The organism is Haloglomus irregulare (assembly GCF_007421925.1).
GTDB lineage: Archaea > Halobacteriota > Halobacteria > Halobacteriales > Haloarculaceae > Haloglomus > Haloglomus irregulare.
Window position 1 is genome coordinate 1 of the sequence record NZ_QMDX01000016.1, and the last position, 12,025, is coordinate 12,025.

The 12,025-nt window shown below is 58.3% G+C and carries 10 protein-coding genes and 2 pseudogenes; 9 read left to right on the forward strand and 3 right to left on the reverse strand.

Going from position 1 to position 12,025, the window contains the following annotated elements; genetic code table 11:
* The 8 genes and pseudogenes from DP107_RS16800 to DP107_RS20895 form a co-directional block, all read left to right on the forward strand.
* Positions 1-473, forward strand: a pseudogene (locus tag DP107_RS16800) (AAA family ATPase); the annotation flags it as partial.
* A gap of 84 nt (positions 474-557) precedes the next feature.
* Positions 558-863 (forward strand): DUF433 domain-containing protein, encoded by a 306-nt coding sequence (locus DP107_RS16805; RefSeq protein WP_144263283.1) that lies wholly within the window; start codon positions 558-560, stop codon positions 861-863.
* Positions 864-866: 3 nt separating this feature from the next.
* The gene (locus tag DP107_RS16810; protein ID WP_144263284.1) at positions 867-1,223 is read left to right on the forward strand and encodes a DUF5615 family PIN-like protein; all 357 of its coding nucleotides are present in this window, start codon (positions 867-869) and stop codon (positions 1,221-1,223) included.
* A 356-nt stretch (positions 1,224-1,579) separates the two neighbouring features.
* Positions 1,580-4,138: a vWA domain-containing protein gene (locus tag DP107_RS16815; RefSeq protein WP_185977365.1), complete on the forward strand. Its 2,559-nt coding sequence runs from the start codon at positions 1,580-1,582 to the stop codon at positions 4,136-4,138.
* Positions 4,139-4,257: 119 nt separating this feature from the next.
* The gene (locus tag DP107_RS16820; protein WP_144263286.1) at positions 4,258-5,280 is read left to right on the forward strand and encodes a hypothetical protein; all 1,023 of its coding nucleotides are present in this window, start codon (positions 4,258-4,260) and stop codon (positions 5,278-5,280) included.
* Between the two features lie 146 nt (positions 5,281-5,426).
* Positions 5,427-5,804, forward strand: a complete 378-nt coding sequence (locus tag DP107_RS16825; RefSeq protein ID WP_144263287.1) for a hypothetical protein — start codon at positions 5,427-5,429, stop codon at positions 5,802-5,804.
* Positions 5,805-6,112: 308 nt separating this feature from the next.
* Positions 6,113-7,408 (forward strand): RNA-guided endonuclease InsQ/TnpB family protein, encoded by a 1,296-nt coding sequence (locus DP107_RS16830; protein ID WP_272949857.1) that lies wholly within the window; start codon positions 6,113-6,115, stop codon positions 7,406-7,408.
* An 80-nt stretch (positions 7,409-7,488) separates the two neighbouring features.
* Complete coding sequence (locus DP107_RS20895) at positions 7,489-7,725, forward strand: hypothetical protein (protein ID WP_238330918.1); 237 nt, start codon at positions 7,489-7,491, stop codon at positions 7,723-7,725.
* A gap of 48 nt (positions 7,726-7,773) precedes the next feature.
* On the opposite strand, the gene DP107_RS16840 is transcribed toward DP107_RS20895, so the two are convergent.
* Entirely contained in the window at positions 7,774-9,225 is a 1,452-nt protein-coding gene (locus tag DP107_RS16840) for a Cdc6/Cdc18 family protein (protein ID WP_238330919.1), read from the reverse strand.
* Between the two features lie 677 nt (positions 9,226-9,902).
* A pseudogene (locus tag DP107_RS21515) lies at positions 9,903-10,133 on the reverse strand (RNA-guided endonuclease TnpB family protein); the annotation flags it as partial.
* A 547-nt stretch (positions 10,134-10,680) separates the two neighbouring features.
* Between DP107_RS21515 and DP107_RS16850 the strand changes: the two are divergent.
* Positions 10,681-11,232, forward strand: a complete 552-nt coding sequence (locus tag DP107_RS16850) for a DUF192 domain-containing protein (protein ID WP_185977366.1) — start codon at positions 10,681-10,683, stop codon at positions 11,230-11,232.
* 361 nt (positions 11,233-11,593) lie between these two features.
* Here the strand turns inward: DP107_RS16850 and DP107_RS16855 are convergent, their stop codons facing one another.
* Positions 11,594-11,917, reverse strand: a complete 324-nt coding sequence (locus DP107_RS16855) for a hypothetical protein (RefSeq protein WP_144263291.1) — start codon at positions 11,915-11,917, stop codon at positions 11,594-11,596.
* Positions 11,918-12,025: the final 108 nt, after the last annotated feature.

The following is a 12,025-nucleotide window of genomic DNA, read 5'->3' on the forward strand; positions in this document are numbered from 1 at the left end:
GTGCTGCGATGGCGCTCCATCGCCTGCTCAACGAGGGAAAACTGCTGGTGAAGGCACATGGCGAGCTGGTCGAACCCCATCCGTCGGCGCGGATCGTAATCACGATGAATCCGCCCACCCGGGAGTACCGCGATTCCGAGCCGATGAACTCCGCCACCCGGGGGCGGTTCCGCGCGCTCGAACAGCCCTACATCCAGGACATCGAGGTCGAACTCGACACGCTTGATGCGCAGGTCAACAGTGGCTCCCGCGTCGTCGATCGGGGCACGCTCCGGAAGATCGTCCAGTTCGCCCACCAGACCCGGCAGAACGAGAACTGGCCGACGCTGTCAACGCGGAACCTCGTAATCGTCTGTGAGCACATCGAGGACGGCGCCTCGCCGAAGGCTGCGGTGAAGAACGAAGTGTGGGCGGTCGCCGAGCCGAACCAATATCCTGGAGACACCTACGAGACGCTCGATGATTATCTCTGAGAGCTATTTGCTCAAGTACCGCAAAAGCGAGTATCAGAGGTTGCCCATACGTTCAAACCCCTCGGTCTCATAAGGATATATACGATGGCCCAGCAGGCCGCTCCGATCGCGCACGACCTCATGGACGAGCCCCACGTTGCTGGCCGACGGGTGTCCGTTCTGCAGCTGTACGAGCGCGTCGAGGAGGTCGGCCTCAATCCCCACGAGGTCGCCGACCAGTACGACCTCGACGTGGCAGCAGTCTACTACGCGCTAGCGTACTACCACGCCAACCCAGAGGAGATGCAGCAGGTTCGAGATCAGCGCGAGACTGCCGCGTCGGAGCTTCGAGAAGCGGCTACTCAGAACCGTCCAGAGGGAATTACCCCACCCGGGACCGACCGCGAGTAGTGCATGGGGGACGATGACTGGGGGTTTCTGCTCGATGAGAATATCGAACGCGCGGTGGGGACGTGTCTCCGCGAGCACGGCTACAGGGTAGACCACATCGTGTCTGTCCTCGATCCAGGGGTCGACGACCTGACTGCTGTGCTCCCATACGCCCGCGCCGAGGACCTCATCGTCGTCACCAAAGATGTCTCAGATTTTAGCGCGCTCAATCCCGAGGATCACGAAGGCCTCATTCTCATCAACAGTCACCGACTCACCGCCACCGAGATGTGCGCTGCGGTTCGCCAGATCGTCAGCGCCTACTCGTCTCGTGACGCACTCCGTGATCACTTCGAGTTCCTTGACCAGTGGGTAGAGTGAATCTGGGCCGACCCTCCAACTGCGAACCCACTTTCAGCGCGAGACGAGCGACGGGGATCGAACGACGACGTGATTATGCCCAACGACATCACCGGTGAGGAGCCTGAATCGGAGCCAGCCCCCCGTTCGGTGAGTCATGAAGCGAATGTCGATGTTCGAGGCGGGACAGAGATGGTTACCCCACATTCTGGTTCAATCAAAACCCGTGGGGTAACTACGCCCGCGTGATTTAATTCTTGCAAAGGAGCGGAGGGGTCTCGCACCTCTCGTTCCTCACCATGTCCAACACTGAACCCCCGGTTGACTCGAATACTCCCGTCGACACGTTCACCCCTGACGTTCATGCCCGGGTGCGGATGTCGGTCGGCCGGGCCGACCGTCTTCAGTCGTTCCTCCAGGGTCATCTCCCGCCCGGCATCGACATCGAGATCGTGCTCACCCCGGCGGTTCAGACGGCAGCGGTGCTACCCGCCGATGTCGACGCGCTCGTCAGTAGTGACGCGACCGAACTCGAACGACGGCAAGCCGCTCAGTTGCTCAAGGACGTCGATGCGGAATTTCTCGTCCTCATCACGACCGCGCCGGCGCCGCTCGATCGCGTCCCGTTGAACGACCAGCTCACCGCTGACCACGCGCACCAGTTCGGCCTCGCCTTCCATGAACTCCTGCACATCCTCAAAACCGCCATCGTCCCCATCGCCGCGTTACTCGACGCCGAGGTCGACCCAGAGTACCATCGGTACGTCCACGAACTGATCAACATCATCGAGGACGGCGCGATCGAAAAGGAGGCAATCCACGGCGCGAACTTCAGCGATACCGCCGAGATCCGACTCGAACTCACTCGCCGGATTCACTCCCAGACGCCCGATGACCTTGGCGATGGCCAGCAAGCACGCCTCTCGTTCTGGGATGCGGTGACCACCGCCCTGTACGACGCCACGGTTTACCCAACTGGCACCACCGGGGTCCTCCTTGACGAGGCAGACAGCCGTGTCGGGTTCGTCTCCGAAGCCGACGAGACCGCCTTCCGAACGGTACGGGACGCGTTGGATCAGCTCGCCGCGGACGCCCTCACCATTCGAGGGATTGACCTCGACGACGCGACCCACAGGCACGACAAGACCGCCTCGGTCGAGCGGGCTCGCCGCGTCATCAACACCTGGACATCGACGCTCCAGCCGATCGTTGCAGGGACCGTCGACCCGACCGATGATTCGCAGGGGAACGAAGATACCACCTCAAAGAACGACGGTCATGACTGTTCCTCGCCACAGGACGACCCGGCTGAAACCCCCGGGGAAGCTGGCGTCTCGCTCGCTCGCGAGGCGACGGAGGACCCGTATCAGGACGTGTTCGACCACCCGACGGTGACGCCGGATCCCGACATGGATGATGCGAACAGCTCGGTGAGTTCTCCCACGTCAGATCTCGAGGAACCCACCGGCGACCCCGCATCATCCCTAGTCGAACAGGAAGGGAGCGGCCAGAGTCGTGACGATCACCTGCCGGAAGCGGACGACGACTCAGAATTAGGGTCGGAACCGACCATTAAAGCGGGCGAAGGACTCGACGATCACCCGTCGAGACCGCAAGCACTCGCGGCGGCTGCCGAGCGAACTCGCGAAGATCGAGACGAGCCGGGAACCGGAGGCGAGCACTTGTCCTCGGTGGGTACCCAAGATGGTCGGGTAGATGCCGACAAGGATGAAAGCGTGGCGCAGACATCACTCGAGTCGTTTCAGTCTGGATCGGCAGCGTCCGAGTCCTCCGAGACTGACGACTGGAACGACGGGATGGGCGACTCGGAGCCGTCCAGTGAAGACGAACCAACGGACGGTCGCGCCGGCGATATCGATCACGGAGCAGCGGACGAGCCGTCACCAGGGCCGGCTCACGGCGGCGACGAGCAGGTCGCACCGTCACCGGCGGAGTACGAGCAGGCGCTTGAGCACGATCGAGAGGCGGCCCAACGCGAGGCAGCACGGGAGCAGGTCGACCGAGAGGCCGTCGAACGAGAACTTCAGGAACTCGGTGGCGTGCTTGACCGGCAGCGGCGGGACTGTGAACAGTACTCGGGTGACGGGCCCAAATCCGCGGCTGAGACGCACGATGGAGGCGGGAGCGGGGCTGACCCAGAGAGCCTCGACGACATCGTGTTCGCCCCGGTCACCGATGATCTCGTCCCACCTGGCCAGTGGGCTGCCGTCGAGGACGGCGCCGCCCGTGTTGCGCAGGTCCTCGAGAAGGAACTCACACTCGAACGCCAACGGGGAACCAGGACCGGTCTGACAGCTGGGAAGTATGATACCCGCGCCGGGCACCGACTCGCCATCGGCGATCCGCGGGTCTGTGAGACCGCGACACCAGGCCAGGAGAAGCGTTACGCCTTGGTGCTCGTGCTGGACCGGTCGGGCTCGATGCGTAACGGCGATCCCCCGAAGATCGAGGTGGCCACCCGGGCGGTCGCCCGGCTCGCCGTCGCTGCCGAAGGCTTGGGGATTCGTGTCACCATCGTCGACTTCATCGACGGTCAGGCCCGTCTCGCGAAACCGTTCGCCGTCGAGACGCGTCACGTCCAGACGACGCTCCTCGATACCGACTGTGGTGGCGGGACGCCCCTAGCCGAGGCGATCAGTCTCGCTCGGACGGTCGTGGACACCCAGCGTGACGAACCGTTGATCATCACCATCACTGATGACCGCCCGAGCGACGTCGAGGCAGTCAAACGCGAACTCCGAGATTCGTATGCACCGGTGTGTTCGCTGACGGTCGCGACTGACTGCGAGCCGGGGACGCTCGCGCCGGACGCGTCAGCGCTGGCCCCGTACTACGAGCGGCAGGCGGCAGTGTACGATATCGACGCAATCGATGATCGGCTCGATCAGTTCGCGAGTCTCCTCACCGGATTGTGAATCTGCTATCGTCGGTCGACAGTAGATTTCCTCGAGTGCCTCGTTCTGTGTAGTTTCGTTCGCGATTTATCGATCACAAGGGGGTGAGGTAGACCCGATACTGGGTCATCTCGAAATCCATGACGACAAGACGAATCCACACGAGCAACGGGGACCTCCCGCCGCTCTCACTCCCCCCTGGAGCGCTCGCGAAGACCGATCAGCGGCACCGCTACGATGTCGGCGACGAACCGCCTGCTATCGAGCCGATCGAACATCGTATCCGACTGGATTTCATGGCCGGTGGCCCGATCCGTCGGTCACACCTCCTCGATCAACACAACCCGTGGACGACTGATCCCGGTGAATCCGGCCCCGACCCGTGGCGAGAGGCGGGACGGTCGAAACCGGCCGGCCTGCTGTACGCGGAAGCCTCCTGTCGGCGCACGCTCGCCGAAGAACGACGGTACTACGACCGCTTCGAGGCGAACCATTCGGCAGATCTAGACGACGTCCCCGCGTTTCTCGCCCACCGGTTGCAGGTCTGCCGGAACGCTGAAGAGCCACGTGCTGCCCTCGAGGACGAGCAGGCGCGTCGCGAACGCTGGTACTCAACGATCATTCCCTGGATGAACCTCTACCACGTCCTGAAACGCTCATCGTATGGCTCACTCCTCCCGCCCTCGGTTACGAGTGGCGCTGCCGCCGATGAGCTCACCGAGCAGAATGCCTTCGTCGGCACGATCATCGTCGACGACGGTGCCGACATCCGGGCGATAGCACGTGAGTACGGAGTCCCCGGCCGGTTCGTCGTTCGCGAGAGCGATTTCTCCTCAAGCGCCGTCGAATGTGCGCCACTGCCGAGCGACTTCGGAATCGATCTTCCGGCTCCGCTGCTGGTTGGGAAGTTCGCCAGCGGAAGCCAGTATCCACTACTGCCCTGGTCGGATGGGCTGGTCTGCTCGTGTCCGTACAAGCATGACCGGCCTTGGCGCGTCCTGTGCAAGCACGAGTTGCTTGCTGCTGTTGTCGCTGGTGAGGAGGATTCGATTTTCCTTCCAGTCACCCAAGGACTGGACGTACCGCATCGGGCGCGGCGATTTGTGGGCCCGACCATCGCGAGTCACCACACGCCTCGGACCGAGTCAGGATCTCGTCCATAGTTACCCCACTACATAGATATATCCTATTGTCGTGGGGTAACTTGCCGATCATCGCGTGTCGCCCTTCGGTGAGCTAGTCAGAGTCAGCCCAGAGGTCCCTTCGTCACGAACGGAGTTGTTAATCGATGTCCCCGTGAAGTGATTACATGCCACCCTCTGATGAGGAATTCCCGGGTGATGACGAGGTCAACCTCAACGCGATTCGGTCCGATCTGTCGGAGATGCAATCGAGCATTGAGGACCACCAAGCCCTACTCGAACGTGGCCCTGAGCTTCGGGAGAACCATTTCATCGAAAGCCAGGTCGACATCGACGTGCCGCCAGTTGTCGCCGACTACATCCGCGCGGTCGTCCGCGAGGCCGCTGCTATGACCGTCGAAGAGCGTGACCAGTTCCTCTACGAGGAACTCCTTGGGTTTGAATTACGGACAACTCGATTCCACTTCCCCGACGGTGATGTTCTCGAGGCCGGTCCGGACGAGGTCGTACTCAGGCACGGTTCAGAGGGAGAGATCGAAGAGTAGCGAGTACCTTGACGAAAGTGAGTGTTAGCGATCGGTGACCGTCGGCAGATAGTTACCCCACAGTTACCCCACAAAGTGAGACATTAACAGTATCGTGGGGTAACGTCTGGATCTCAGGAGTCGTTTCCCGGGGGCCGTAGCAGACAGTAAGGAATGAGAAGTGGTATTATCAACCATACGTCAGACATATTGCGGGAGATTAAACGACACTAAGCAGAATTCCCCGGGTCACCGTACCTGGGGATGAATGCGACAACCGCCCCACTCAATCCATATCCCCAAGTACTCCGCACCCTAATCATTTGTTAGTGGAGCAGACGTTCAATTACAGAGTTTATCCAACAGGCACTATGGCGAGTGAAGCCCGCCGTCACATCAACATCTGCCGGGAAGTGTACAACCACGCACTCGGACTGTATGACTCTGCTCCAGATGGCGACAAACCCTCGTACACCCGACTTCAGAACAAACTCCCTGCGTGGAAACGCGAGTGGAACTCGTGGACAACGGTGAACTCAAAGTGCTTGCAGATGGCTGTCCGACGCATCTATTCAAGCCTCAGCGTCCTCAAGTCACTCAAGTCCAAGGGATACAAGGTCGGGAAACTCAAGTGGAAATCCCCGAGAGAATACCGTAGTATTGTGTTCAATCAGTCCGGCTTCGACGTGGATAGTAACACGGGTCGAACCGAACACGCGACACTCGAACTCTCGAAACTCGGCACGATGGCCGTGGCCTATCACCGACCACTCCCCGACGACGGAGAGATCAAAGAAGTTCGTCTCAAGGAAGAAAAATCAGGGAAGTGGCACGCCTCAATCGTCGTTGACCACGACCCAGAACATCCCGAAAAGGCAGCCGTCAAAGACATCCGACTCGAAGATACTGTGGGGATTGACCTCGGCATCCTCACGTTCGCACACGATTCAGACGGTAACGCTGTGACACCGTTGGACGAGTCTGAAGACCGCGAACGAATTGAGAAGCGTCACCAGGCGTTGTCTCGGAAGCAACACGGCTCTACGAACTGGGAGAAGACGCGTGTGAAGCTCGCGGAAGCCTACGAACGCTTGTCGAACAAGCGCAAGGACTTTATTGAGAAACTCGCTCGCTCGTACACCACTCAGTATTCTGCGATATTCTTGGAGAAGCTGAACGTTCGAGAGATGCTCGAACAGGACTCGAATGGACGTAATATCGCGTCAATGTCGTGGAGTGCCGCGATTAAAACGTTCAAGCGTCACGGCAATAAGAACGGGTGTCATGTCGTGACGGTACCTCCCGACGGAACGACAAAACGGTGTACTCGTTGTGATGTTGAGTCAGACAAGGCAATCTGGGTGCGTGAACACTCGTGTCCCTCGTGTGGGTTCGAAGCAGACCGAGATGAGAACGCGTCGTACAACGTGCAGAAACTTGGGTTAGAGGAGTTGGGTATCGAGTACGATGTGGATGCGGTAGTAGGTCTGGGAGAGGCCGAATCAACGCCTGCGGAGACTGCGCTCCCTACGGGTGCGGACGCGAGCGACAGTTCGTCGTTCCGTCTTGTGTCTGCAAAGCGCGTCGTCGAAACAGGAAGCCACGGGTCACCCGACCCGTGGTAATTCACCACTGACAGCGAACGAACTGACGTCTATCACTGGTCAGAGTGTGAGAAACCATGTGGTCCAATGAACCACAATCATTGCCCGACTGGATCGAACGAGGATACCAGATCCTGTCGGCTAAGATTACGGACGCCAGTAGTGAGGGCCTCCCTCGCGACCGTGCGCGTGAGGAACTCCTTGCCCACGGGGAATTTCCCGACGAGCCTTCTGATGCGGAGTACGCAATAGACCACCTGCTGAATTCTGGATGGCTCTACGAAGTTGACGGCAGCCTCCGGATTACCGACCCTAATCTGAAGCCCGACGAATTCTGAAATTCCCAGGATTCCTCAACGACACAGCATTCTCGCTCAAAACTAGGCCTAGGTGTACCGTTCAAGTCCGGGCTGGTCGTCGGAGCCGATACTGTCGAAATCAATCGACGCAAAACGGGTAACGTTCTTTAGAACGTCTTTGACGATGTCTCTCTCAACCTGAAGTTCGAAGTGATATGCGGGACCGCCTACGGACCCGCCAGTCTTCTTTCGTGCGTCGATGATCCCCTGCATATCGAGTTCCTTTAGATGATCCCGCATTCGTCGTTGCACCAGTTTGTCGGAGCCGACTTCCTCGGCGATGCTTTTGTAGACACCGTAGATGGGTTTGGTTCGAGCCGGCGTGTCGCCCGCCAACTCAACAACGGTGATGGCGGCCAGAGTGAGCTGGGCCTGCGTCGTCATCTCGAGCATCGCTTCACGGACCGTTTCTTTTTCGACCTGTGACTCAGCTGCTCTGACGTGAGTGTCCTCAACCGTTGTGTCGCCAGCCCTGTCAGCGATTTCCCCCGCTTTTCGGAGATACTTGATGGCCTGTCTGGCGTCTCCCTTGTCCTGAGCGGCAATCGCGGAGACGAGCGGAATGGCATCTGTCGGGAGAACACCGCTTCGAAACACGTACTCGTCTCCCGAATTGTCGATTGTGACTACTTTTTCATTAGATTCATCGACTGACGTGTTCTCGTCGATTTTAACGAGTTCTGCACTACGGAACCCTTTGGCCCCACGGCGCCTGAGAATCTGGCGCAACTGTTCAGCATTGTACGGGGAGAAGAGGACTGAATCGTCGTAGAGAGAACTCTTGACTTTCGGGCTGAGGTTGTCTCGCCACTGGAGGTCGTTGCTGATTCCGATTACACTTGGATACACGTTGTCATTCACATATCCCTGCGATCGAGCTCGAGGTAAGCTGTAGAGAATCCGGTCATCGGTTCCCAGAGAGTCGATCTCGTCAAGGACGATAATGATCGTCCCACCGATCTCGTTCATCGCGTCGTACATCATATCTACGACGGCATCTGTCGAGTAGCCAGTCGGCCGATCGTTCCCTGTCAGTTCCATATAGATGCGTGAGGCTGCCCGGAAAGACGTGGAGATATCGTCCGACTCGCAAGAGATGTACAGCGCAGTCAGGTCCAGGTGATCGGACTCCTGTTCTGCGTGGTACTGGAGTTCGGAGAGCTCCTTCTTAGCGGCAGCCGTCTTCCCCTGGCCAGCTTTCCCGTACAGGAAAACGTTGTTCGCTCCAACTCCTCGAGCGGCCGGAGAAAGTGCCATATGGAGCTGATCGAGCTCCTCGCTCCGTTCCGGTAACTCGTCGGGGTGGTGGTCCTCACGTAACACCTCCTCTTGATCGAAAATATTTGAATTGGATGCGTATCGTGACACTCTGGGAGATGATGAAAGCCGGGGGGGTATAAACCTCCATGTCGGTAATGTCCGGGTTGTCCTAGACAGGAGGGTTGTCTTCTGGTAGTCGCCTATCTGATTCTCGTACACGGGAATAAATACACGTTAGGAGGACCACCCCCACACACCACCGTGTCCGCAATTTCAGACGTAAGAGAGAGGGGTGGGAGAAAGCCAGATACGGTAACAAGAGACCGTGAACGGTCGGTTCTAGAACCAGAAACACGGTGAGGAAGGAGAAGTCACCGGCGCTCATATACTATATATACTTTTCTACTAGGTAAGGTAAGGGGAAGAGAAGCTCTAGACAAGGTATAGCTTCGTAGTGGTAGCTGTGATCACGTGATTCATCTATCACGTGGACCTCGTGTGTTTTGGCACATTCTCTTTCCCGGCGTAATTGCGGACATGGTGGTGTGTGTGGGGTCACGTTTCCTGTCCAACGCCTCGTGAGAGCTGTCACGGTTCTACTATTCCGGCAGCACTCTCGACAGGCGCCAGTACTCCGTCAATTAACGCCCCGTCCTCTCTCGAGTTACGTTTGAATCTTGACTTCATTCACTCTTCTTACGGTATTCGCCTCAGAGGTGAACTGAATCCTGATTTCTGGTGTACCGCTTCTGTGACTGCAATTGCGGACGCGGTGGTGGGTGAGCGATTTGTTAATCTTGGTTGGTGGAGTTTCCTTCATGCGGTTCATCTCAAAGTGACATCTTCCTCGCCGTCCACAGCGAAGCCTCCCATACCGAGATGGGATACTTGCCGGTCTACGACACAATCTGTTCCTTCGTCTGGAACGTACCGCTTTCACGGTCGAACAGGTGAACCGAGGGCTGAGCTACACAACCGGTACTCCTATCCTCACCGTATGGACTCGGAGACACGCACAAGTCACGCTCAACACGATTAGCGTTTGTGTGGTCACCACACCCTCAACACGTCTTCGACATCTCCCAATCGCTCCCCTTCAGCACATTGACTCCGCGTTCATCACCCTGATCGATATAGCCGAAATTGCGGACATAGTGGTGGGTGCCGTCACAGCGACATCAGACAAGATGGTGAAATTGCGGACGTGGTGGTGGGTAACTGGTGGAGAAAATACCGCAATAGAATCCCATGATTAGAATTTGAATGGATGGACCTGAAATAGCGGACAGGGTGGTGGGTGCTGTGTAGATCGAGATGTGAATGCTTAGAGTGAAATTGCGGACATAGTGGTGGGTGTCGTAGTAGCGGCATCAAAACGAGGAGGTGTAATTGCGGACATATTGGTGGGTAGTATGAGGCGGTAACCGCTGCTCGGCGAGTGAAATTGCTGACGGGGTGGTGTGTGCTTATAAGGGGGGACGGAGTCTTGAATGTCCGATAAGCCAACGTACGCAATGCGTACGGTCTGAATCTTCATGTTGATGAGGGGCCAAAATTCGATGCCTCGCGATAATGAATGACCCGGCGTCTTCCACATCAACTGACGATCCTCCTGATCCCGAGAAGAGTGACCAGAATTTACCAAACATAACTCAGCGACGGGCGACGCTTGTGGTGGCACTGGTAATCGGGGTGGCGATCCTCGCGATTGCTGGCGCTGTTACCTTTTCGGGTAGCTTCGCTGAATCGCCCGGTCTTGAGTCATCGGTGATCTCTGATGGGCCACCGACCCACCGGATGTTCTTTGAGAATCAGCGCGGGCAGACCCTGTGGGTCTACGACGTGTGGGTCGCCGACACGGGTCCCGAGCGGTACCAGGGTCTGAGCGAAACTGAGATACTGCCCACCGATACCGGTCTGCTATTTGTCTACGACCAGGAGGCCGCCGACCAGGCAATCGTGATGCGCGAGATGCACTACACCATTGACATCGTCTTCATCGACGGATCGGGGAAAGTCACGGCAGTCCGTTCGGCCCCGCCCGAACCCGGGGTTCCCAACGACGAACTCACGCACTACACCGGGCGAGCGCGATGGATCCTCGAGATCCCTCACGGGACCGCGGAGCGCCACGCCATCGTCCCAGAAACATCGGTCCGGATCACCGGGCCGACGCATTCGATCGATCCAAAATCGACTATCAATACAGCCCATGATTCGACATGAAGAAACCAACACAATCTCCCCGCGAGACTACTCCGTCAAGCCGACCGCTGCCTCGATCTGGCCCATTCCGCAGGCGCCTGCTAAGTGCAGTCGTGACCGCTGGAATCGGCGGACTCGCCGGCTGTATGAATATCTTCGGCTCTTCAGGGGAAAGCCAGGGTGATACCACGCCGGTAGGTGCCTCAACGACGACGACCGCTCAGGACGATCGGGTCGACCCGACGACGTCGAGACAGACGAGCCATGCCCTTCGGAAGAACTGTAGCCGCCACATTTGATGTGATTCAGTCTCACTTATGAGCAGACCAGTCCTACTGTACCTGTAAATATCACCTCCAAATATCCGACCCTCAGCCTCGAATCACTGTTTGAACCGGGCTCCTTCACCATGATCACCATTATGGATGGCCCAGGAGTGGACGGCCTCGAGCGATACTTCCTTGGATTCTATGATAAAGACATTCGCGACGATGATGGCGCTTTTCTCGCCCGTCCCGTCGGGCATCACGAACTCCCTTACCCGATGACGCTCCCCGAAATCGAAGACTGGGCGCTCGATTACCTCAGCGTCCCCGAAGAGGCCCTTACCGAATGTGAGGCCCGACAGCTCCGGGCGAAACGAGCACTGGAGGCAGACCGGTCCAGCGACGAACGCGAGCAGGTGTAGGAATAGGACCGCTCTCACGATGCCCTCTCATAATCCGCCCTCCCGCTCGAAAACAGCCACTCACAGTGACACTCGAAAAGTACCCCGTCGGGCTGCCCTCGGCAGTATTGGGACAGTTGGGCTCGC

Coding starts and splice junctions, on each gene's coding strand:
- DP107_RS16805 (WP_144263283.1), top strand. CDS start 558: ATGGCCCAGCAGGCCGCTCCGATCGCGCACGACCTCATGGACGAGCCC.
- DP107_RS16810 (WP_144263284.1), top strand. CDS start 867: ATGGGGGACGATGACTGGGGGTTTCTGCTCGATGAGAATATCGAACGC.
- DP107_RS16815 (WP_185977365.1), top strand. CDS start 1,580: ATGTCGGTCGGCCGGGCCGACCGTCTTCAGTCGTTCCTCCAGGGTCAT.
- DP107_RS16820 (WP_144263286.1), top strand. CDS start 4,258: ATGACGACAAGACGAATCCACACGAGCAACGGGGACCTCCCGCCGCTC.
- DP107_RS16825 (WP_144263287.1), top strand. CDS start 5,427: ATGCCACCCTCTGATGAGGAATTCCCGGGTGATGACGAGGTCAACCTC.